Raw genomic sequence first — 21,575 nt, 5'->3', positions numbered from 1 at the left:
AAAAGGGCGACAGCGCGAGGCCGGGCTCAGGCGTCGGCGACAGCCTCCGTTCCGGCCGCGCCCTCGAGGGCGCGCGGCTTGGGCGGCCGCATCAGCAGCACGGCCACGAACACCACCGCCGTCAGGGCCGCGAACAGCTGGAACGTCGGGGTGAAGCTGCCCAGCCGGTCGCGCATGAAACCGCCGATGAACGGGCCCGCCGCCGACACCGCCCCCACCAGGCAGACCAGCGAGAACAGCTCGACGTTGTTGCGGCGACCGAAGTAGTTCAGCAGCAGCAGGCTCACCGCCAGCACGGTCAGGCCAAAGCCCAGGCCCACGCCCACGGCGTACAGCGCCTGCAACGGCAGGGTGGTGGCGTGCGACAGGGCCAGCAGGCCCGCGACCAGCAGGCCCTGGGCCAGAACCAGCAGCCAGCGCGGGTCGATGCGGTCGCCCACCGCGCCGCCGGCCATCCGCGCCACGACCTGCATCAGGCCCTCGGCGCTGAGCGCCCCGGCCGCGACGACGCCGGCCACGCCCAGCTGCGTCAGGTGCGCTTGGGTCAGGCTGGCGGCCGTGACCCCGGCCAGCAGGTGGCTGAAATAGGCCGCGACCAGGATCGCGAACTGCGGGGTGCGCACCGCGTCGCGGACGCTCCAGTCATGATCGGTGCGGAAGACGCGCGGATGGGCCGGGGCGGCCTTGGCTTCGGCGGCGGTCAGGCGGTCCATGGCCCGGCCCGCCTCTTCCAGCCACTTGGGGCCGCCGACCACGGCGGCGCACAGCAGGCCCAGAAGGCCGATGACCACCGCCTGCAGCGCCCAATACATCCGCCATTGGCCGTCGAACGCGCCCTGGCTGGCCAGCACCAGCAGCGGGCCGGCGACGCCGCCTAGCGCCCCGCTGGTGAAATAGATCCCGAACGGCAGGGCCCGCTGGCGGAAGATCGCCGACAGCACGTGAGTGCCGGGAATGAGGGCCGCGGCCTGGAAGCCGATCCCCAAGAGGGCCGTGGCCAGGAAATAGGCCGGCAGGCTCTGCACCCTGGCCAGCAGGGCCAGGCCCGCGGCCATCACGGCCGCGCCCGCCACCAGCGTCGCGCGTACGCCCCAGCGGCGGATCAGCAGGGTCGGCAGCCACGACGAGGCGCCGGTGGCCACGCCCATGACGGTGAAGCCCAGGAACGCGTTCTGCCAGCTCCAGCCCAACTGCGGGACCATGGCCGGGATCATCACGCCCAGCGACGAATAGGTCGCCGCCGTGATCAGGAACAGTAGCAAGCTGAAGGCGCCCAGCAGCAGCCAAGGGCGGTGCTGGATCTGGTGGTCGGTCATCAGAAGCGCCTTGCGAGGGTGATCCGCCACTCGCGCCCCTTGCCCGGCAGGGCCGCGAGGTTGGCGTAGGTGTCGGCGACGGGCGTGAAATAGAGCTCGTCCAGCAGGTTATCGACGTTGAGCGTGGCCGTGTAGGGGCCCTGCTCGTAGGCCAGCGAGCCGTTGACCACGCCATAGGCCGGATAGACCACCGCGCCGGGAACCGTGCCCGAGGTCTTGGTCACTTGGGTCACGCCCAGGGTTCCGTAGAGCTTGCCCCAGTCGTGCTGGTCAGAGGCATAGGCGCCGTACAGGCTGACCACCGATTTCGGGATCAGGGTGTAGTCGTAGTCGCCCGGCCGGATGCTGGCGAAGCTCCACACCACGTACGAGCCGCCATAGCCCTGCGCCCCGGGCACACCGGCCGTATAGGTCGGCACGTACTGGAACGAGGTGTCGGGTCCCTTCACCGTGGTGTGCTGGGTGTTGCCCGAGAAGGTGAAGCTGAAGTGCTCGCTGGCCAGCCAGCGCACCTCAAGCTCGACGCCCTTCGAGCGCGTGCCGGCCGGATCGCCGTTGATGCCCATCAGCTGGGTGCGGTTCTGGCGATAGCCGGCCAGCGAGCCGATCAGCGCGCCCTTCAGCCACTGGAACTTCACGCCGGCCTCGGCCAGGTCGCTGTCCGACAGCCAGGCGTCGCCCGCGTCGGCCACCAGGCCCGGATTGACGTCGCCGGCCTGGCTCATCTCGAGCGCCGAGGCCTTGGCGTACGACACGTAGGGCATCAGGCCGAAGGGCGCCTTGTAGGTGACGCTGGCGGTGTAGGTCCCCTTGCCCTTGGCGTCGCTCTGCACGCCGGGCGTCGTGAAGCTCAGCGAGCCGGTGTCTTCGGAGGTGACGTCGTAGTCGTCGTAGCGGCCGCCCAGCATCAGGTTCAGCTTCTCGCCGACCTTGATGTCGGTGGTGAAGAAGATCCCGGCTTGCGTCCACTTGGTGTGGTTGTCGTTCTCCCAGGTCATCGACGGATCGGTGAACGGGCTGCCGATCAGGTCGGTGGCGGTCTGGCCCACCGACAGGTCGCGGCGGTCCAGCGCGATCAGGCCGCTGTTGTAGCTCTCGCGCCGGCGGCCCTTGAACGAACGATAGGACGCGCCGACGAACGAGTGGGCGACCACGGCGTCGTCGAGGAAGCGGTTGGCGAACTCGTACGTCGCCCGGGCCTCCCAGACCTTGCTGTCGAACCGCGCGGGATAGCCGTAGGAGACGAAGCGCCTGTTCTCCAGGTCGTCGTAGAATAGTTGCAGCTTGATCGCGCTGTCGGGCGACAGTTTCCTGGCGATGTCGAAATAGAGGGTGTTGGTCGCCGTCTTCGAGAAGTCGGACGCCGAGATGTAGACCGTGCGCGGCGACAGCTTGGTGGTCCCGACGCCGACATCCAGGGTGTGGGCCGCGTCGGTGGTCGGGAACCCGTAATAGGGCAGGTACAGCGCCCCGCCGATCTCATTGGGGGTCAGGCGGCCGTTGCCGTCGGCGTCGACCAGACTCGTATCGCGGCCCGTGACATAGGTGCGGCTGTCGATCAGGTCCTGCGTCAGGCGGTTCCAGCCGGCGGTCTGCACGTCGCCCTTGGAGCGATAGACCATGCCGCCCAGCGCCGTGCTCCAGCCGTTCCCCAGGTCGAAATCGGACGAGACCTGCAGGGTCTGCCGGCGCGGATAGATGCCGCGATAGTAGCTGTGGCTGTCCTCGACCTCGCCATAGACATGCACGCCGCCGACGACGTTTCCGAAATTGGCGGGCAGGCCGATCTGGGCCGTGGCGTTCTTGCGGTTGTAGCTGCCGAAGGTGGCGGTCAGCTCGCCCTCGGGCGCGGTCAGGTAGCCGCCCTCGCCCTTCCCGGACTTCGGGATGAAGTTCAGCATCCCGCCGACCTTGCCCGAGCCGTAGATCGGGGTCGGCGGGCCGCGCACGATCTGGATCTGGTCGGCGGCCCCGATCGGGGTCGAATAGGTGCCGCGGTTCTCGATCCGCTTGAAGCCGCGGAAGTAGTTCTCGGCCAGGGTGCCGCGGATGTTGAGCGCCCCGGGCACGCCGTAGAAGCTGGCCGTATATGTGCCCGGCGACACCGCCGTCAGGCCGTCGATGGTCTCGATGCCGTAGCGCTGCAGCGTCAGGTCCGACACGAAGCTGGCCGAACGCGGCGTCTCGATCAACGGCTTGTCGAGGCCGAAGACGGTGTCGTTGGGCCGCTTTTCCAGCAGGCCCGCATTGCGGTCACGGGCGACCACGACCACCGCGTCGACCTCGGCCAGCTGGTCGTCGGCATGCGCGCTCGAGACGGCGGCGAGGCCGGCGAAGGCTCCGATGAAGGAGGGGGCGGCGAGCAGGGCGAGGCGGCGAGACATGCGGGCGGGCTCCGAAAAGCGGGGCCACGGCCCCGCCTCGCCGCACCAAATGGGGATGACTTGACGTTCGTCAAAATCTCTTCTGACATTTTAGACTGGATTGCCAAGGCCTGTGTCGGGAAAGCCTCACAGTTGGCGGGATGTTCCTTCCGTCCGCCGCCTCAGGCCGCCAGTCGCCTGGCCTCGATGCGCCGTGATGCGGCCCGCACCCGCAATTCGTAGTGGTCGCCCTGCGTCACGTCTTGAACGTTGAGGGGGCGATGGGCGGCGACATTGACGCCGCCGGCGTGGCGCAGGCTGTCGAACAGGATCCCCGCCCCGCCGGCGGCGCGCACGGCCTCGCCCAGCACTTGGCCGGCGGCGTAGTCATCGCTGGCGTAGACCCCGGGCCGCGCCGCCTGCTGGCCGCGGATGTCGAGATAGTCGCCCTCGAGCCGTGCGGTGTAGACGCGGTACTGGCGGCTGATCGTCGCCGCGCCGGTGGCGACCGCCTCGCGGCGCAGGTGGTGGGCCACCTCCGCCACCGCCGTCGCCAGATGCTCGGCGGCGTACCAGGCGCCGAGATCGGGGCCGTTGAAGCGCATGCCGCCCGGCGCGACGTGCAGGAACGAGGCCATGACGATGCTGGCGTTGGGCCGGCCGTAGACCCGCTCCTCCATCGGCAGCCGCGCGATGCGCTCGGCTGCCAGCCGGTCGTTGGTCCAGCCTGAAAGCTCCATCACCGCGTCGAGGTCGGCCGCCGTCGCCACGGTGTCGAACAGGCCGATCGGCGGAAACCGCGACGGGATCAGGCGAAAGGCCGGCCGGGGCGCGGGCGCGTGTGGCTCGTCGCTCACGAGAAGACGATCTCGGCGTCTTCGTAGGGGCGGAAGTCGCGGTCGATGTCGCCCGGCGGCATGTAGAGCCCGCCCCGCGCGGCGTCGAGGAAGCGGCGCACGCTGACCAGGCCGTCCTGGGTCCCGCAGGTCAGGAGCGCGATCGGCGCGCGGCCGCCGAACAGCGGCCCGGCATGGGGCGTACGCAGCCAGGCGATCCCCTCGCGCTCGCTGGAATGCAGCACGCCCAACGCTTGGTGAACGCCCAGCACCACCGAGATGCGGGTCAGCATGTCGAGGTCGAGGGTGATGTCGCGATGCTCCCGCACCGCCTTGATCCAGTTGTAGTAGGTCGAGCGCGACGGCAGGCCCAGCACCAGCAGGCGCTCGTCCTCGGTAAGGCCCCACAGGTCGGCGATCGACAGGAAGGTGCGCAAGGCCGGACCGCTCAGCCGCCGGCGGTTGGCGGTCGAAAACCGCGACATGTCCAGCACGCCCGGACCGGCGGCGACCTCGACGGGTTTGCGCTTGGCGATCGACATGCGAGCCTCCATCCAGATCCACATATAGTCCAAATTTGGACTGGATGGAAGGTCGCGCAGGAAAAGCCCCCTTCCCCCATCGATGGAGGAAGGGCCGGGGATGGGGTGACTACGGCGGTTCAGGTTGGCGCGCGGCGGCCAACGCCGCACCACCCCCACCCAACCCTCCCCCATCAAGGGGGAGGGCTTGGCGCTATGCCTCCACCGGCGGCCGCTGCACGGCCTCGGGGGTGACGCTCAGCACGCGCATCATGGCGGCCTTGGAGGCCTCGACGTCGCCGCTGGCGATGACGTCGGCGACCTCGCGGTGTTGCTCGATGTCGGCCATCAACTCGGCCTCGGTGGCGCCGCCGAACGAGAACACCCAGAAGCGGGCGGCCTTGTGCTGCAACGGAATGAGGATCCGGGCCAAGGCCAGGTTGCCCGAGGCCCGGGCGACGGCGGCGTGGAAGCGCTGGTCCATGGCCACCAGGGCCGGCAGGTCCCGGGCCTTGGCGGCGGCTTCGGCGTCGTCGAACACGGCCTTGATGGCGGCGATGTCGGCCTTGGAGGCGTGGCGGGCGGCCAGGCCCGCGCAGTGCGGTTCGATCAGGGCCCGGGCCTCGTAGCCCTGGCGCAGGTCCACGAGGTCCAGCGGCGCCACCGTGGTGCCCGAGCGGGCGCGGCGGATCACCAGGCCCTCAAGCGCTAGGCGGCCCAGGGCGTCGCGCACCCCGGCCAGCCCCGCGTCGTAGCGCGCCGCCAGCGACTGCTCGTCCAGCCGCGCGCCTGGCGGCAGCTCGCCCAGGATCAGGTCGAGCAGGATCTTCTCGTAGACCTTGGCCTTCTGCAGGTCTGGCGACCAGTCCTCCAGGCCCGACGAGGAGCAGACGTCCAGCACCAGCATGCGCGAGCGCGCGCCGCCTCCAGCGACGTTGTAGGGGGCGTCGTCAGGGGCCCGAGGGGGCGAAGGCTGGCGCACGAAACCGCTCCGAGTGTTGTCCTCGGACTGATAGGTAGGCTGAAATGTCAGTTTCGCCTAGTGGCTTCGCGCCCGTAAGGGGATGCGCTTAGGCGCCCTGCATCGGCGGCTGGAACAGGCCGGTCGGCGAGGCCGTGAAGATCTCGCAGCCATCTTCCGTCACGCCGATCGAGTGCTCGCACTGGGCCGACAGCGACTTGTCGCGGGTCACGGCGGTCCAGCCGTCGCCCAGCACCTTCACCGCCGGCTTGCCCAGGTTCACCATCGGCTCGACGGTGAAGAACATGCCGGCCTTCAGCACCGCGCCCTGACCGGGACGGCCGAAGTGCAGGATGTTGGGAGCGTCGTGGAACACCTTGCCCAGGCCATGGCCGCAGAAGTCGCGCACGACGCTGCAGCGCTGGGCCTCGACGTAGGATTGGATGGCGTGGCCGATGTCGCCCAGGGTCGCGCCCGGCTTCACGGCCGCCAGGCCCCGGGCCAGGCTTTCGTAGGTGATGTCGACCAGGCGACGGGCCCGCGGGCCCACGTCGCCGACGCCGTACATGCGCGAGGTGTCGCCGTGCCAGCCGTCGACGATGACGGTGACGTCGATATTGGCGATGTCGCCCTCGCGCAGCGTCCAGTCGCCCGGGATGCCGTGGCAGACCACGTGGTTGCGCGAGATGCAGACCGTCTTGGGATAGCCGCGATAGAACAGGCAGGCCGGCAGGGCGCCGTGGTCGAGGATGAACTCGCGGGCCAGCGCGTCCAGGTGATCGGTCGACACGCCCGGCACGACATGCGGGATCAGCATGTCCAGGCACTCGGCGGCCAGACGGCCGGCGCGGCGCATGCCCTCGAAGTCTTCGGGCTTGTGGATCTTGATCTGGCCCGTGCGGGTCTCGGTCTCGATCTCGAAGGCGTCGTCGAGGGTCATGGGCGGTTCAATCTCAAACAGGGGCGCGGCCACGCGGCGCGCAGGAAACACTGGATGCCGGTCGGGCTTATGTCGCGACCATAGCATGAAATTTCAACCGGGGGCGCCGTCGAGGCTCGCCCCCTTCCCCCTTTGATGGGGGAAGGGTCGGGGGATGGGGGTGACAGCGGTTCAGGACATGGCGGGGCCGAACCGCCGCGACCACCCCCACCCCAGCCCTCCCCCATCAAGGGGGAGGGAGCGCCTCAGCGCTTCCACACGATCGGCCGCGCGATCCTGATCTCTTCCGTGCTCATCGCGCACGCCCAGACCATGACCTCCACCCCCGCCTCGGCGGCGCGGTCCAGACCGGCGGCGAAGGCCGGGTCGAGTTCACGGCAGGCCTGGAAGGCCTCGCAGTCCTCGCGCTGCACGACGAAAAGCGCCACGGCGCGGTGGCCCTCACGGACCTGAGCGGCCAGGTCCTCGAGGTGGCGGGTCGAACGGGCGGCCTTGCAGTCGGGAAACTCCGCCAGGCCCGGCGAGCGCGACAGGTGCACGTTCTTGACCTCCAGCCAGCACGGCGGCCGGTCGGGATCGGTCAGCAGGAAGTCGACGCGGCTGGCGGCGGCGTACTTCACCTCGGGCCGGATCGAGGCGTAGCCTGTGAGCTCGGGGATCACCCCGCCGACCAGGGCCTCGGCCACCAGCTTGTTGGGCAGCATGGTGTTGATCCCGACCAGGCCCGTCCCATCGGGACCGGCGGCCTCGACCAGTTGCAGCGTCCAGGACAGCTTGCGCTTGGGATCGTCGGAGTACGAGACCCACGCCCCCTGCCCCGGCAGGTTCACGCCCAGCATGGCGCCGGAGTTGGGACAGTGGGCTGTGATCTCGCGGCCGTCGTCCAGCACCAGGTCGCAGAAGAACCGCTTGTAGCGCTGGACGATGCGACCGCGGGTCAGCGGTTGCGGAAGACGCACGATGCCGAAGGCGTCAGTTCGCCGACCCGCCGTCGGGGGCGTCGGTGCTGTTGGGCGCGCGGCCGTCGAGCAGGGTGCGGGCGGCTTCCTTGTCGGTGTCGCGCTGGGCGGCCGTGGTGCAGATCCGGACCGGGCGGTTGCTGCCGACGACGCGCTCGCGGCGGCAGACGACGCCGGAGTCCTTCTTCTTCTCGGCCTTCTTGTCGGCGACGGCCGGCGCGGCGGCGTCCGTGGGGGCGGCGGTCTGGGCGGCGGCCGAACCGGCCACGGCGATGGAGATCAGGGCGGAAACGACGAAGGCGCGCATCACGGCTCAATGGTTAAGCTGAAAGATGCAGCGATAAGCTGCCACGCCGACCCGGGTGTCAATCGGGGGTTGGACGCGCGCGAACCCGATCGACCGCACGACGCCGTTGCCCGCCGCCCGGGCTGGCCTTAAGTCCTAGTGGCGACAATAGGAGCGACGCGCATGACGGCCAGCAAGGATCGGGTGACGGCGGCGGTGCTGATCATCGGCGACGAGATCCTGTCGGGCCGCACCCAGGACGTGAACCTCAACGCCATCGCCAAGTACCTGGGGACCTACGGCGTGGACCTGTGCGAAGCGCGTGTGGTCCCCGACGTCGAGCAGGAGATCGTCGAGGCGGTCAACGCCCTGCGGACCAAGTACGACTACCTGATCACCACCGGCGGCATCGGCCCCACCCACGACGACATCACCGCCGATTCGGTGGCCAAGGCCTTCGGCGTCACAGCCCCCGAGCATCCCGAGATCATGGCCATGCTGCGCGAGCGCTGGGGCGAGCCCAACGCCGCCCGCCGCCGCATGGCCCACGTGCCCGAAGGCGGCACGCTGGTGAAGAACCCGGTGCAGGGCCCGCCCGGCTTCCAGAAGGACAACGTGTTCGTGCTGGCCGGCGTGCCGGCGATCATGCGCGGCATGCTCGACGACGTCGGCCCGCGCCTGCGCACCGGCGCCGTCGTGGTGGCCGCGACCGTGCGCGTCACCGGCACGGGCGAGGGCACGATCGCCGCGCCGCTGGAAGCGGTGGCCAAGGCCCACCCGGACCTGTCGATCGGCAGCTATCCGTTCTTCGCGCCGCCGGACCTCTACGGCGCCAGCCTCGTCATCCGCGGCCGCGATCCGGCCGAGGTCGAGGCCGCCGCCGTCGAACTGGAGAAGACCCTGGCGGACCTCGGGGTTTCCAATGTCGCGCGGCTGGAGGCCTAGTCCTCGTCGGCCGCCAGCAGCGACTGGGCCAGGCCCAGCAGCGCCCGCTGGGTCTTGGGCCCGGCGGCGGCGTAGGCGTGCAGCAGGTCGAGCGCGCCGGGCAGGGTCAGCGCCGCCAGCATGGCCGAATCCTCGCCGGACGGCGCGTCCTCGCCCACCAGGGCCGCCACCGTCGTCTCCAGCCGGCCGGCGATGCGCACCAGCATCGAGGCCGACACACGGTTCTCGCCCCGCTCGTACTTCTGGATCTGCTGGAAGGTCAGGCCCAGCGCCGCGGCCAGGTCGTCCTGGCTGACCTTCAGATAACGGCGACGAATACGGATGCGGGTTCCGACCGCAAGGTCGATGGGATCCGGGCCGGTTGTCGTCATCGATATTGTCCGAAGCTCACAGAACTCGGCTATCTATCGACGTAGCCGTCACCGGCCGCAACGCACCTCCCTCTTAGATCGAGTAGTTTCCTTCCGCTCGCCCTCATGCCCGACATGCCCCACATCACCGCCGGCCTCGAACTGTTGACCAAACGCGAACGGGAAGCCCTTCGCCTGGTCAGCGAACACAGGCTTTCCAAGGAAATCGGCCCGCTGATGGGGGTCTCCAAGTCGCGCGCCGACGCCTTGGTGGAAAGCGCCTGCCGCAAGCTTGGCGTCAACGGCCGGCGGGCCGCCGCCCGGGTGCTGAGCGAGCACGAGCGGGTCGCCGGGACCGTGGGATTCGTCGCCGGCGACTATGGGATTCAATCCCACCCCGATCCAATCGGACTGGCGGGCGCCCCGCCCTCCTCGCCACCGTCGGCCTCGCAATCAACCGAGGCCTTCGACCCCAGTGAAAGAGTTTCCCGACAACACCATCCCGCCGCCGGCGAACACGACCAGCCTGCAGGAGCACCGACTGGGCCTGCTGGTCTGGAAGGCCCGGCAGATCCGCCAGGCGGTGACCGCCTTCGAGCAGGCCTGGCCGCCCCTGCCGCCAGAGCCGGCGGTCCCGGCCTTCGGCTGGTCTCAGCTGCAGCGCCAGCTGACCGACCTGGCCCCGCTGGAACTGCAGCCGCTGGTGGCCGACCTGGTCTCGGCGATCCGCAAGGAATCGGCGGCCAAGCCGGCCGAGATGGTGCTGAGGGAGATCCTGACCATCACCGCCACGGTGCTGGACGATGGCTTCCGCGAGAAATACGCGGAGGATCCGACCATGCTCTGACCCCCGCCTTCCGCCTCCTGGCCGTCCTGGCCATCGCGCTCGGCTTCGCCATGCTGATCGGCGGGCTGCTCAGCGCCCGCCAGGTGGTCGAGCTCTTCCAGAACCTGCGCCACGGCTGAGGCAGCCCTCCCCAGGAGGCGCCCGCCGGCGCCTTCGATCATCGTCCGGACAGCGCCTGCCGGAGCGCCGGACTTCCGAGGGGACACCGCTTCATGAACCGCCGCATCGTCGCCGAGCACCTCGCCACCCGCCTGTTCACCGCCGAGGAGGCCGTGGACAACACCCTGGCCGCCATGGGCGAGCTGATCGCCGCCATGCCCCGCGCCCGCCTTCAGGCCAGAGTCGCCGCCGGCGTCGGCCAGCAGGCCGTCGACCACGTGATGGAGGCCGCCTCCGGCCTGGCCGACGTCCGCCGCTCGCTGATCGCCGCCCACGGCGCCCTGGCCGACGCCAAGGACCAGATCGGCCTGCGCCGCGTCACCCTGGTCGGCGGCGGCGACAAGGAGGAGGACGGCGATCCCACCCGCACCGGCTTCCTGGAGGTGGTGAAGTCGGCCTGACCAAGGCCTCAGCCTCTTCCGACGCCCGCGATTCGTCGCGACAATGGCCCCCGGACACTGTTCGGGGGCCTCATGTTCAGCATCCTGCCGACTCAGCTCGGCGCCGGCGCGATGTTCGTGGTCTGCGGCGTGGCGCTGTGGATGGGCGGCCGGCTCGAGCGACTGCTGGCCGTCGCCACCATGCTGGCCTGGGTCGGTTCGGCCCTGGCCGAGATCGAGGACAAAAGCCTCACCCAGTGGGGCATCTTCGCCATCGACCTCGTCTATCTCAGCGTGCTGGTCGGCCTGACCCTGTTCGATCGCCGGATCTGGCTGCTGTTCATGACCGCCTTCCAGCTCCTCATCGTCCTCACTCACGTCGCCTTCGCCCTCGACCACTCACTGCGCCAGTGGGGTTTCTTCTCGGCCTATTATCTGTGGAGCTACGCCGAGCTGGTGGCGTTCGCCGCGGGGCTGGCGGCGCTGGCCTGGAGGCGGAGAAGGGCGCGGTCGGCGGGTCGCGCGACGAAGGCCTGAGCAAGCAATACAACCTCAGCGTTTGCCATCAAACTTAAAGCCGTGTAAATAGCACATCGAACCAAAGAAGCGTGCGATTGGGGAGATGCGCCGTGTCCAAGTACGCCGCCCTTGCCTCGGCCCTGGCTCTCGCCGGCATGACGACGCCCGCCGCGGCCGCGACGTTCACGCCCAATCCGTCCTTCGTGAACCTCAGCGGCTACCTGACCACCAACGAGACGACCACGCTCAGCTGCTACGTCTCTCTGAACGCCTCGGTGAACTCCGGCGGCACGTCGATGACGATCACGGACGGCGTCTTCACCGGCGGCGACTGGCAGTGCGGATGGCTGATCCTTCCGGTCGCGTTTCCCTGGACGGTCACCCCGACCAGCACGAGCTCGGTCAGCATTTCCGGCATGGCCCTGCTCACGCCCGCCGGCGCATGCAGCGGCACGGCCTACGTCCGGTGGCGCAACTATGCCCCCTTCTCCAGCAGCCTGGAATTCTGGTCGGCGTCGATACCGGGCGCGCCGGTCAACTGCTCCTTCGTCGGCGACCTCTACGTCTCAGGCGGCGTCACCCTTCAATAGGGCGCGGCCGAACTCGCCAACAGAACGGATGAACGAAGCTGGGAGGTCTCATCATGTCGAAGAACACCCTCATCCTTCGCGCGGTCGCGCTGGCCGCCGCGATAGCGGGCGCCGCGGCGCCCGGCGTCGGCTCCGCCGCCACCTTCAACCCGCCGGCAACCGAAATCCGTCTGACCGGCCGCCTGATGTTCGAGCAGGCAGGATGGGTATCCTGCGACGTAACCTTGTACGGCTACGTCACGTCCGCAGGCCACTACGCCCACATCATCAACGGTGATTTCGGGTATGGCCCAGACTGGCAATGCGGCTGGCTGGTGACCCCCTCCGGCTTTCCCTGGATCATCGCCCCCACCTCATCGAACACGGTGAGCATCTCAGGCGTCAGCCTCAACACCATTCTGGGCAACTGCAGCGGGACCGTGAACGCCAACTGGCAGAACGGACCTCCGAGCGCGATCCCCCTCATGTACGCGACGATTCCCGGATCGCCGGGCGTCTGCGCCATCACGGGCACGCTGGAAGTCTCCCATTCGGTGACGCTCATTCCCTGATCAAACCCAGCCGAACCGGGAGGTCCCCCAATGTCGAAAGCCGTAGCGCTCCTGTGCGCGGTCGCCCTGGCCGCCGCGATCCCCGCCGCCTCCGCGACCGCCGCGAACTTCGTTCCCAATCCTCGGGACCCGGTGAAGTTCACCGGCAACCTGACGATCGAGCAAGGCGGCGTCTCGGTCACCTGCAGTGTCCTGCTGGACGCCAAGGTCGTGAACGGCGGCTTCCACGCGGAAATCCGGGGCGGCAGCTTCTCTGCGGGCGACTGGCAATGCGGCTGGCTCCTGAGCCCCACCGCGTTCTCCTGGTACGTCTACCCCGACACGACCACCCAGGTGCTCTTCTCGACCTTCAGCTTCAACACGATCCTCGGATCGTGCAGCGGGCCGTTCTTCACCGGGTGGGCCAACGGCAGCCCCGGCAAGGTGGTCTTCTCCAACACGGTCATTCCCGGTTCGCCGGGCGCCTGCACCGTCAATGGAACGCTGGACACCGACCCGTCGCTGACCATCGTCTAGGCTGGGGCCTTGGTGCGGGCAGCCGGGGTCGAACCGGCAAGGCCTTGCGGCCGGCGGATTTTAAGTCCGCTGCGTCTACCAGTTTCGCCATGCCCGCGCTGGTCGCCGAGGCTTATCGCAAGGCGCTTTGGCCGTCCATTGCCCAGGTCTCGCGCCGGTCGAGCGCGCTCGCGGGCAATTCCCCGCCCTCGCCGCTCATCAATGCGGCGATAAGCCCCCGGGCCAGGGCTCAGCTTGAGCGCGAGCGCGCTTTGCTGTTGTGGATCGGCGCCAACCCAGGCTTATAGCCAGGCTTCAAGTCCGGGGGGATGCGATGTCGGAACCGATCAAGCCCAAGATCGCCGCGCTGGAAGGCCTGCGCGGATTGATGGCCGTGTGGGTGGTGCTGGGACACGTCTCGCTGACCTTCGGCTGGCGGCTGCCAGGGATCGACCAGAACACCCTCGCGGTGGACGTCTTCATCCTGCTGTCGGGCTTCGTGATCGCCCGCCTCATCGACCAGAAACAGGAGCCCTACGCTCCCTACATCCTGCGCCGCGCCTTCCGGCTCTTTCCGCTCTACCTGGCGGTCCTCGCCGTCTCGACCGCCCTCCTGGGCGTGCAGGGCGAGGCCTGGGAACGGGTCCAGGCGCTGTCGCCGGCCAACCTCGGCCGCAGCGGGCTGGTCGACATGGCGCGCGCCCACCTGCCGCTGCACCTGGCCACGCACCTGCCGCTGGCTCAGGGGATCGTCCCGTCCTCCCTGCTGCCGCGGGCGGCCTACACCCTCGTCGGCCAGGCCTGGAGCATTTCGCTCGAATGGCAGTTCTACCTGCTGGCGCCGTTCATGGTCTGGGCGGTCAAGGCGCGCCGACGCTGGCTGCTGCTGGGCGCCGCGGTCGCGCTCCTGCTGCTGGCCGCCCCGCTGTTCTCCAAGGCCTATCTCGGCGCCAAGATCCTGCACTTCGTCGTGGGCGGGGCCAGCTACTTCGCCCTCGAGCGCCGGTTCGACAAGTGGGCCCTGGGCGTGCTCGCCGCGGCCTGCCTCGGGGTCGTCCTCATGGACGGCGCGCCGCAGCTCGTCGTGCTGGCCATCTGGCTGTGCGTGATCGCCGCGGTGGGCGGCCGCCTGCCCCTGGCCGGCCCGTCCATCGATCGCCTGCTCTCGTCGGCGCCGCTCAAGCGCCTCGGCGAGATCTCCTATTCGATCTACCTCGTGCACATGATCCCGCTGTACGGGGTCATCGTGATCCTCGGCCGCATGGGCGTGCCTGCCGCGCAGCTGGGCGCGTGGGCCGCGCCGCTGACGCTCGTCCTCACCTACCTGATCGCGACGGCGACCTACCGCTGCATAGAGCGTCCGGGCATCGACCTGGGCGCGGCGGTCACCAGGGGCTGGGCGCGGAAGGCGTCATCCGGATCGCGCGGCTCCGCGCCCGCCCACCAGGCGCCCTGAACCGGCTTCTCAGTCGGCTGTCCAGCCGCCGTCGACCACCAGCGAACTGCCGGTCATCAGGGCGCTGGCGTCGGAGGCCAGGAACACCACCGCGCCCATCAGGTCCTCGACCTGGCCAAGGCGGCCCAGCTTGATCTTGGAAAGCACGCTGTCGAGGAAGGCCTTGTCCTCGAAGAACGGCCTGGTCAGCGGGGTCTCGATGAAGGTCGGGGCGATGGTGTTCACCCGGATGCCGTGCGGGGCGAGATCCAGCGCCATGGCCTTGGACAAGCCCTCCAGCCCCCACTTCGACGCGCAGTAGAGGCTGCGCCGCGCGCCGCCCACATGGCCCATCTGCGAGGTCAGGTTGACGATCGAGCCCTTCACGCCGGCCTCGAGCATCCGCCCGGCCACGGCCTGGGCGACGAAGAAGGCGGCCTTGAGATTGAGGTCCAGCACGGCGTCGTAGTCGTCCTCGGTCACCTCGGCGAAGGGCTTGGGACGGTTGGTGCCGGCGTTGTTGACCAGAACGTCGAAGGCCGGCGTCGCGGCGATGGCGGCCTTCACCGCCGAAAGGTCGCCGACGTCGAGCACCAGCGCCCGCGCCCGCCCGCCCCCGTCTCGGATCGCCTGCTCGGCCGCCTCGATCTCGCCCGCCGACCGCGCCGCCAGGGTCACCTCGGCCCCGGCCTGCGCCAGGGCCGCGGCGGCGGCCAGGCCGATGCCCCGTCCCGCCCCCGTCACCAGGGCCCGGCGGCCGTCGAGGCGGAACGAGGGCGTGCGCGGCAGGTCCAAGGCCCCTACTCCGCCGCCAGCACCGGCGAGGCGGCGCCCGCATAGGGCACCTCGCGACCGCCGTAGCGGCGCACGCGGATATTGGCCTGCTCGCCGTGGCCGGCGAAGCCCTCCAGGGCGCACAGGCGCGAACAGTATTCGCCGACCAGGGCCGAGGCCTCGTCGGTCAGCACCTTCTGATAGGTGCAGGTCTTGAGGAACTTGCCCACCCACAGGCCGCCGGTATAGCGGGCCGCCAGCTTGGTCGGCAGGGTGTGGTTGGTGCCGATCACCTTGTCGCCGTACGAGACGTTGGTGCGCTCGCCCAGGAACAGCGCGCCGTAGTTGGTCATGTGGCGCAGGAAATAGTCCGGGTCGGCGGTCATCACCTGCACGTGCTCGGAGGCGATCTTGTCGGCGATCTCGACCATCTCGGCGTTGCTGTCGGCGAGGATCACCTGGCCGAAGCTCTCCCAGGCCCGACGGGCGATGGCGGCGGTCGGCAGCACCTCCAGCAGCTTCTCGATCCAGGCGATGGTGTCCTCGGCCAGCTTGCGCGAGGTGGTCAGCAGGATGGCCGGGCTGTCGGGGCCGTGCTCGGCCTGGCCCAGGAGGTCGGTGGCGCACAGTTCGCCGTCCACCGTATCGTCGGCGATGACCAGGGTCTCGGTCGGCCCGGCGAAGAGGTCGATGCCCACGCGGCCGAACAGCTGGCGCTTGGCCTCGGCCACATAGGCGTTGCCGGGGCCGACCAGCATGTCGACCGGCGCGATGGTCTGGGTGCCCAGCGCCATGGCCGCCACGGCCTGCACGCCGCCCAGGCAGTAGATCTCGTCGGCGCCGGCCAGGGCCTGGGCCGCGACGATGGCCGGGGCGGGCTTGCCGCCGAACGGCGGGGCGCAGGTGACCACGCGCGGCACGCCGGCCACCTTGGCCGTCAGCACCGACATGTGGGCCGAGGCCAGCAGCGGATACTTGCCGCCGGGCACGTAGCAGCCGGCCGCGCCCACCGGGATGTGCTTGTGGCCCAGCACCACGCCCGGCAGGGTCTCGACCTCGAGGTCGAGCAGGGTCTCGCGCTGCTTCTGGGCGAAGTTCTTCACCTGGGCCTGGGCGAACTCGATGTCGGCCAGGTCGCGGGCCGACAGCTGGTCGATGCAGGCCTGGATCTCGGCCGGCGACAGGCGGTAGCTCTCGCGATCCCAGCCGTCGAACTTCACCGACAGGTCGCGCACCGCCGCGTCGCCGCGCGCGGCCACGTCGGCGAGGATGCCCTCCACCGTCTCGCGCACCGCCCGGTCCGCGTTCGCCACCGCCGTCACGTCCGCGCCGGTCTTCAACCACCTGGCCATGGTCTTGTCCTCCTGGGATCTCCCGGAAGGACGTGTGGCCCGGATCGGCGGGGCCGGCGCGCGGTTCGGCCGGAACGGTCGCTGGGTGGAGACGCGCCTCAGGCCGCCAGGCGGTTGGCCCGGCGCCAGGCCTGGGGCGCCACGCCGGCCGAGCGGCGGAACAGGCGGCACAGGTGCGACTGGTCGGCGAAGCCGCACTGGTAGGCGATCTGGCTCAGCGGATCGCGGGTGGCCAGCATCAGGTTCTTGGCCGCCTCCAGTCGGCGGCGGGTGATGTAGGCGTGCGGCGTCTCGCCGAAGGTGGCCTTGAAGGCCCGGCCGAAATAGCTGGCGCTGAGCGCGACCATCTCGCCCAGCACGGCCGTGGTCAGGCTGGCGTCGAGATTCTCGTCGATGTGCTTGCGCAGCTTGCGGGCCTGCCAGGGGGCCAGGCCGCCCTGGATCGGCGCGACGGCCTGCGCGCCCACGCCGACGACGATGGCCGAGGCCCGGGCGACCAGGGCGCGGGCGGCCTGGGCGTCCGGCTCCAGCGAGCGCTCCAGCGCCGCCAGCACCTCGCGCAGGTCTTCGAAGGTGCGGGGCTCGCCGGCCAGGTCGTGCGGAACCCGCAGGCCCGCGACGGGCGTGGCGGAAACGGTGTCGACGGCGAGGAAGGACATGGTTTCGATCCCTGGCTGGAGCGCCCCCCAAGGGCCCTCTCTTTTCGGGGATCATTGTTCTTCCCACGACGTCCGCGTCGCCATCGCACCTGGGCTTATCGTCGCGCTCCCTGGGTGTGGCGGCCTCATACCCAGGTATGAGAGCGGTATCGCCGGGCGTGGCCCGCGCGCCCTCGACGGACGCGCGGGCCTCCGGACCTTACGCCTTGGCCAGCGAGGCGCTGTCGATCACGAAGCGGTACTTCACGTCGCTCTTCTGCATGCGCTCGTAGGCGGTCTCGATCTCCTGGATGTCGATCTTCTCGATCTCGGAGACGATGCCGTGCTGGGCGCAGAAATCGAGCATCTCCTGGGTCTCGGCGATGCCGCCGATCAGCGAGCCGGCGATCGCCCGGCGCTTGAAGATCAGGGCCGCGACGTCGGGGCTCGGGTGAGCATGCTCCGGCACGCCGACCAGGCACAGGGTCCCGTCGCGCTTCAAGAGGGCGGTGAAGGCGTCGAGGCTGTGGCTGGCCGAGACGGTGTTGAGGATGAAGTCGAACGTGTTGGCGTGGGCGGCCATCTCCTCGGCGTTGCGCGACACCACGACCTCGTCGGCGCCCAGGTCCAGGGCGTCCTGGCGCTTGGCTTCCGAGGTGGTGAAGGCCACGACGTGCGCGCCCATGGCGTGGGCCAGCTTGACACCCATGTGGCCAAGGCCGCCGATGCCGACGATCCCGACCTTCTTGCCAGGGCCGACGTTCCAGTGGCGCAGCGGCGAGTAGGTGGTGATGCCGGCGCACAGCAGCGGGGCCACGGCGGCCAGCTGTTCCTCGGGGTGGCTGATCTTCAGCACGAAGTCGTCCTTGACGACGATCTGTTGCGAATAGCCGCCCAGGGTGTGCCCGGGGGCGTCGGCGGTGGGACCATTATAGGTGCCGACGAAGCCGTTCTCGCAGTATTGCTCCAGACCGTCGTCGCACGAGTGGCAGTGCTTGCAGCTGTCGACCAGGCAGCCGACGCCGACCACGTCGCCTTCCTTGAAGCGGCTGACCTGGCCGCCGACGGCCGAGACGCGGCCGACGATCTCGTGGCCAGGCACGCAGGGGAAGAGGGTGCCGGCCCATTCCGAGCGCACGGTGTGCAGGTCGGAGTGGCAGACGCCGCAGTAGGCGATCTCGATCTGGACATCGTTCGGGCCGACGGCGCGGCGCGTGATGTCCATCGCTTCCAGCGGCTTGTCGGCGGCGAAGGCGCCATAGGCTTTGATGGCCATGTGCAGGATATTCCGATTGGCTTTTTGGGGAGGCGGAGACCCGGGGAGGAGTCTCGCGAAGCCAAACTAGCGCGCGCGCGACCGTAAAATTAGCCGCTCAGCTTTGCACGGGCTGATGAGCACATTTCATCAATCAGCCTCTTGCGCGACCCCGGCGCGAGGCAGTTTCAGCACGAAGCTCGCGCCCTCGCCCGGCGCGGAAACCACCGCGATCTCGCCGCCGTGGGCCTGGACGATCGTCTTGCAGATCGACAGGCCCATGCCCATCCCGCCCGCCTTGGTGGTGTAGAAGGCGTTGAACAGCTGGACCAGCCGCTCGGGCGGCACGCCGGGTCCGGTGTCGGCGACCGACAGCGTCACCATCGCCTCATCGACCGATCCGCGGATCGTCAGCACGCGCTCTTGCGCCTCGGCCATGGCCTGGGCGGCGTTGACCATCAGGTTGACCAGCACCTGCTGCAGCTGGACCCGGTCGCCCTCGACCTCGGGCAGGTCGGCGGGGACCTGCACCCGCAGCGCCACGTCATGCGTGGTCAGCTCTCGCCGCACCAGCAGCACCGAATCCTCGACCAGAGGCCCCAGCGAAAGCCGCGCCTTCTCGGGCTCGCCCTTCACGGCCATGGTCCGGATGCGACCGATCACGCCCGAGGCGCGGTTGGCCTCGCCGATCATCCGGTCGAAGGCACGCCCCACCTCCTCCAGGTCCGGCGTCGCGCGCCGCAGCCACCGCAGCCCCGCCTCGCCGTTGGTGACGATGGCCGACAGCGGCTGGTTGACCTCGTGGGCGATCGAGGCGGTCAGCTCGCCCAGGGTCGAGATCCGCGCCGCGTGGGCCAGTTCGGCCTGCACCCGCGCGAGGTCTTCCTGCGCCCGCAGGCGATCGGTGATGTCGATGACCCCGACCAGGGTCGCGCCCTGCGGCAGGTATTCGCGCGGATAGCAGCAGGTGAACAGGCCGTCGAACTCGCGGCCGTCATAGGTGCGAAAACGCGCCTCGCTTTCGTAGTGCGGCTTCTTCTCCAGCGCGGCGATGACGCTGGCGGCGAAGACGTGCTCGCTGCACGGCGGCCAGAAGCGGTCGACCGGCCCCAGCAACTGATCGCGGGTGGCCTCGAACAGCTGCAACGACTTGTCGTTGACGTCGACGACCTGGCTGGCCTCCATCATCTGCCGCACGAAGCGCGGGTTCTCGGCGATGTGGGCCCGCAGGCTGGTCACGCCCTTGGCGCGCAGGGCGCCGAACATTCCGGCCAGGGCCGAAAAATCGAGTTCCCAGAACGACACGCTCATGGCGTGGAAGACGTTGCGGAAGCGGTACTCGCTGCGGCGCAGGGCCTCCTCGGCCTTGCGGGCCTCGGTGACGTCGCGCCCCGTCTCCAGCACCTCGACCCCGCCCGACACGTCTCGGCGCAGCGACCACCGCAGGGCGATCACCGCCTCGCGACCGTCGGCCAGGCGGCGCGTGACCTCGCCCTCCCAGCGCCCTTCGGCCAGCAGCCGGGCGGTGATCTGGTCCAGCGGCGCGGGAAACACCGTGCTCAGGAGATCCGGCGCCAGCGCGCCGCGCGCGACCTCGCGGCCATGGCCGTAAAGGGCCTCGCAGCCCTGGTTCCAGAACAGGATCCGCCCCTCGAGGTCGCGCACGAGGATCGGCTCATGAGCCGCGTCCAGCAGCCCGGCCAAGCTATTGGCCGATATGTCCAAGACATCGCCCGTACAGTCGTGCATCGAGCTCACCGAAGGATGCGCTCCCCCATTGTTGACGCCGCGCCGGCGGCGGGTCCAGCTATTCGTCCATGTCCAATCCGACGGTGCACATTGTCGACGACGACGGCCCCCTGCGGGAGGCCCTCGACAGCCTGTTCCGGTCCGTCGGGCTGGAGACGCGCCTGTTCGGCAACGCCCAGGACTTCTTCCGCTCGGGACATGCGCATGACGCCGGCTGCCTTGTCTTGGACGTTCGACTCCCCGGGGTCAGCGGCCTCGACTTCCAGGCCCAGCTGAACGCCGCCGACATCCGCATGCCGGTGGTGCTGATGACCGGCCACGGCGACATCCCCATGACCGTGCGCGGCATGAAGGCCGGGGCCGTCGACTTCCTGGCCAAGCCCTTCCGCGACCAGGACATGCTCGACGCGGTGATGGCCGCCATCGACCGCGACCACGCCTTGCGGGCCGAGCGCTCGGGCCTGGACGACCTGCGCCGCCGCTACGAAACCCTGACCACGCGCGAGCGCCAGGTCATGGGCCTGGTCGCCGAAGGGCTGATGAACAAGCAGATCGCCTTCGAGATCGGCCTGTCGGAGATCACCGTGAAGATCCATCGCGGCGCGGCCATGCGGAAGATGCAGGCGCGCTCGGTGGTCGAGTTCGTGCGCATGGCCGAGCAGCTGGGCGCCGCCGCGACCTGACGCCACACACCCGAGTATAGTTCCACACGCTCGCCGCTTGCGGCAGATAGGAGGCTCGTCGCCGTCGCTCGCCCGTGCGGGCCGCCGGGACCGAAAGGGTCGAGTTGGTGTCGCAAGCCCCGTTGATCGCCGTCGTGGACGACGACGAAGCCATCCGGACCTCGCTGGAGGCCCTGATCCGCTCGCTGGGCCACCGCGTCGCCAGCTTCGATTCAGCCGCGGCCTTCCTGGCCTCCGAAGTTTCGGACGGCGCCGACTGCCTGATCAGCGACGTGCAGATGCCCGGCCTTTCCGGCTTCGACATCCAGCAGGCGCTGGGCGAGCGGGGCGTGCCCACGCCGGTGATCCTGATCACCGCCTTCGACGACGCCCGCGCCCGCGCCCGAGGCCTGGACCTGGGCGCCACCTGCTTCCTCAAGAAACCCTTCAGCGGCGACAGCATCATCGGCTGCCTGGAAACCGCCCTGGCCCCGCGCGCGAAATCGCCCGACGCCTGAGGCGTCGCCCGGCGAGGCAGCTACCCCTCGCCTTAGGTTCTATCGACATTGAGGCTCAGTGCGTGGCCCTCGCCCTTCGACGAGCTCAGGGTGAGGACCATTTACAGACCCAAGCGATAGAAAAACCTCATCCTGAGCTTGTCTAAGGACGAGGTTTTCGTCTCAACCGGTGAA

24 protein-coding genes, 1 tRNA gene and 1 pseudogene are annotated in these 21,575 nt (G+C 69.5%); 11 read left to right on the top strand and 15 right to left on the bottom strand.

The genetic code is table 11. The features are described from left to right. Nucleotides 1–26: 26 nt before the first annotated feature. From V6S85_RS24285 to V6S85_RS24250, 8 genes are all read right to left on the bottom strand, one after another. Nucleotides 27–1,316 (bottom strand): MFS transporter, encoded by a 1,290-nt coding sequence (locus V6S85_RS24285; protein ID WP_116565665.1) that lies wholly within the window; start codon nucleotides 1,314–1,316, stop codon nucleotides 27–29. Beyond that, entirely contained in the window at nucleotides 1,316–3,700 is a 2,385-nt protein-coding gene (locus tag V6S85_RS24280; protein ID WP_334350550.1) for a TonB-dependent siderophore receptor, read from the bottom strand. Before V6S85_RS24280 ends, V6S85_RS24285 begins: the two co-directional genes overlap by 1 nt. A 161-nt stretch (nucleotides 3,701–3,861) precedes the next feature. Then, nucleotides 3,862–4,536, bottom strand: a complete 675-nt coding sequence (locus V6S85_RS24275; protein ID WP_334350549.1) for an RES family NAD+ phosphorylase — start codon at nucleotides 4,534–4,536, stop codon at nucleotides 3,862–3,864. Next, complete coding sequence (locus V6S85_RS24270; protein ID WP_334350548.1) at nucleotides 4,533–5,057, bottom strand: MbcA/ParS/Xre antitoxin family protein; 525 nt, start codon at nucleotides 5,055–5,057, stop codon at nucleotides 4,533–4,535. Before V6S85_RS24270 ends, V6S85_RS24275 begins: the two co-directional genes overlap by 4 nt. A 193-nt stretch (nucleotides 5,058–5,250) precedes the next feature. Then, nucleotides 5,251–5,943, bottom strand: a complete 693-nt coding sequence (locus V6S85_RS24265) for a GntR family transcriptional regulator (protein WP_116488713.1) — start codon at nucleotides 5,941–5,943, stop codon at nucleotides 5,251–5,253. A gap of 163 nt (nucleotides 5,944–6,106) precedes the next feature. After that, nucleotides 6,107–6,937, bottom strand: a complete 831-nt coding sequence (map, locus tag V6S85_RS24260; protein ID WP_116565672.1) for a type I methionyl aminopeptidase — start codon at nucleotides 6,935–6,937, stop codon at nucleotides 6,107–6,109. 245 nt (nucleotides 6,938–7,182) lie between these two features. Beyond that, a complete protein-coding gene (gene sfsA / locus V6S85_RS24255; RefSeq protein WP_334350547.1) occupies nucleotides 7,183–7,896 on the bottom strand; it encodes a DNA/RNA nuclease SfsA in 714 nt (237 codons plus the stop codon). Nucleotides 7,897–7,909: 13 nt separating this feature from the next. Next, nucleotides 7,910–8,203, bottom strand: a complete 294-nt coding sequence (locus V6S85_RS24250; protein WP_116565676.1) for a hypothetical protein — start codon at nucleotides 8,201–8,203, stop codon at nucleotides 7,910–7,912. Between the two features lie 162 nt (nucleotides 8,204–8,365). Here V6S85_RS24250 and V6S85_RS24245 point away from each other — a divergent pair, with 162 nt between their 5' ends. Next, a complete protein-coding gene (locus V6S85_RS24245) occupies nucleotides 8,366–9,127 on the top strand; it encodes a competence/damage-inducible protein A (RefSeq protein ID WP_116565678.1) in 762 nt (253 codons plus the stop codon). On the opposite strand, the gene V6S85_RS24240 is transcribed toward V6S85_RS24245, so the two are convergent. Continuing rightward, nucleotides 9,124–9,498: a helix-turn-helix domain-containing protein gene (locus tag V6S85_RS24240; protein WP_101716670.1), complete on the bottom strand. Its 375-nt coding sequence runs from the start codon at nucleotides 9,496–9,498 to the stop codon at nucleotides 9,124–9,126. The two genes, V6S85_RS24245 and V6S85_RS24240, sit on opposite strands and share 4 nt — an antisense overlap. 105 nt (nucleotides 9,499–9,603) lie before the next feature. Between V6S85_RS24240 and V6S85_RS26700 the strand changes: the two are divergent. From V6S85_RS26700 to V6S85_RS24210, 7 genes and pseudogenes are all read left to right on the top strand, one after another. Further along, nucleotides 9,604–9,792: pseudogene (locus V6S85_RS26700) on the top strand (response regulator transcription factor); the annotation flags it as partial. A 160-nt stretch (nucleotides 9,793–9,952) separates the two neighbouring features. Continuing rightward, a complete protein-coding gene (locus tag V6S85_RS24235) occupies nucleotides 9,953–10,324 on the top strand; it encodes a hypothetical protein (RefSeq protein WP_243410678.1) in 372 nt (123 codons plus the stop codon). A 212-nt stretch (nucleotides 10,325–10,536) separates the two neighbouring features. Then, a complete protein-coding gene (locus V6S85_RS24230; RefSeq protein ID WP_058350191.1) occupies nucleotides 10,537–10,884 on the top strand; it encodes a hypothetical protein in 348 nt (115 codons plus the stop codon). A gap of 72 nt (nucleotides 10,885–10,956) precedes the next feature. Further along, on the top strand, nucleotides 10,957–11,400 hold the full coding sequence (locus tag V6S85_RS24225; protein WP_334350546.1) for a hypothetical protein: 444 nt from the start codon (nucleotides 10,957–10,959) through the stop codon (nucleotides 11,398–11,400). Between the two features lie 92 nt (nucleotides 11,401–11,492). After that, nucleotides 11,493–11,972 (top strand): protein activator of alkane oxidation PraB, encoded by a 480-nt coding sequence (locus tag V6S85_RS24220; protein WP_116569920.1) that lies wholly within the window; start codon nucleotides 11,493–11,495, stop codon nucleotides 11,970–11,972. Nucleotides 11,973–12,025: 53 nt separating this feature from the next. Next, entirely contained in the window at nucleotides 12,026–12,523 is a 498-nt protein-coding gene (locus V6S85_RS24215) for a protein activator of alkane oxidation PraB (RefSeq protein WP_116569921.1), read from the top strand. Between the two features lie 30 nt (nucleotides 12,524–12,553). Next, nucleotides 12,554–13,039: a protein activator of alkane oxidation PraB gene (locus V6S85_RS24210; RefSeq protein ID WP_116569922.1), complete on the top strand. Its 486-nt coding sequence runs from the start codon at nucleotides 12,554–12,556 to the stop codon at nucleotides 13,037–13,039. A 10-nt stretch (nucleotides 13,040–13,049) separates the two neighbouring features. On the opposite strand, the gene V6S85_RS24205 is transcribed toward V6S85_RS24210, so the two are convergent. Beyond that, a tRNA-Leu gene (locus V6S85_RS24205) sits at nucleotides 13,050–13,136 on the bottom strand. Nucleotides 13,137–13,352: 216 nt separating this feature from the next. On the opposite strand from V6S85_RS24205, the gene V6S85_RS24200 reads away from it, so the two are divergent. After that, nucleotides 13,353–14,474 (top strand): acyltransferase family protein, encoded by a 1,122-nt coding sequence (locus V6S85_RS24200; protein WP_334350545.1) that lies wholly within the window; start codon nucleotides 13,353–13,355, stop codon nucleotides 14,472–14,474. A gap of 9 nt (nucleotides 14,475–14,483) precedes the next feature. Here the strand turns inward: V6S85_RS24200 and V6S85_RS24195 are convergent, their stop codons facing one another. From V6S85_RS24195 to V6S85_RS24175, 5 genes are all read right to left on the bottom strand, one after another. Continuing rightward, the gene (locus V6S85_RS24195; protein WP_334350544.1) at nucleotides 14,484–15,248 is read right to left on the bottom strand and encodes an SDR family NAD(P)-dependent oxidoreductase; all 765 of its coding nucleotides are present in this window, start codon (nucleotides 15,246–15,248) and stop codon (nucleotides 14,484–14,486) included. Nucleotides 15,249–15,253: 5 nt separating this feature from the next. Then, nucleotides 15,254–16,579, bottom strand: coding sequence for a histidinol dehydrogenase (gene hisD, locus V6S85_RS24190; RefSeq protein WP_334350543.1), 1,326 nt, complete (start codon nucleotides 16,577–16,579; stop codon nucleotides 15,254–15,256). A gap of 98 nt (nucleotides 16,580–16,677) precedes the next feature. Continuing rightward, entirely contained in the window at nucleotides 16,678–17,238 is a 561-nt protein-coding gene (locus V6S85_RS24185) for a helix-turn-helix domain-containing protein (RefSeq protein WP_116569926.1), read from the bottom strand. A gap of 199 nt (nucleotides 17,239–17,437) precedes the next feature. Then, a complete protein-coding gene (locus tag V6S85_RS24180; RefSeq protein ID WP_116569927.1) occupies nucleotides 17,438–18,493 on the bottom strand; it encodes an NAD(P)-dependent alcohol dehydrogenase in 1,056 nt (351 codons plus the stop codon). A gap of 129 nt (nucleotides 18,494–18,622) precedes the next feature. Then, the gene (locus V6S85_RS24175) at nucleotides 18,623–20,221 is read right to left on the bottom strand and encodes a sensor histidine kinase (protein ID WP_334350567.1); all 1,599 of its coding nucleotides are present in this window, start codon (nucleotides 20,219–20,221) and stop codon (nucleotides 18,623–18,625) included. A gap of 68 nt (nucleotides 20,222–20,289) precedes the next feature. Here V6S85_RS24175 and V6S85_RS24170 point away from each other — a divergent pair, with 68 nt between their 5' ends. Further along, nucleotides 20,290–20,904, top strand: coding sequence for a response regulator transcription factor (locus V6S85_RS24170; RefSeq protein WP_116569929.1), 615 nt, complete (start codon nucleotides 20,290–20,292; stop codon nucleotides 20,902–20,904). 107 nt (nucleotides 20,905–21,011) lie between these two features. Then, a complete protein-coding gene (locus V6S85_RS24165) occupies nucleotides 21,012–21,401 on the top strand; it encodes a response regulator transcription factor (protein ID WP_116569956.1) in 390 nt (129 codons plus the stop codon). Nucleotides 21,402–21,575: the final 174 nt, after the last annotated feature.

Source organism: Caulobacter sp. CCNWLW153 (assembly GCF_036889365.1).
Classification (GTDB): Bacteria; Pseudomonadota; Alphaproteobacteria; order Caulobacterales; family Caulobacteraceae; genus Caulobacter; species Caulobacter radicis.
This window is presented reverse-complemented; position numbering and strand designations above follow the sequence as displayed.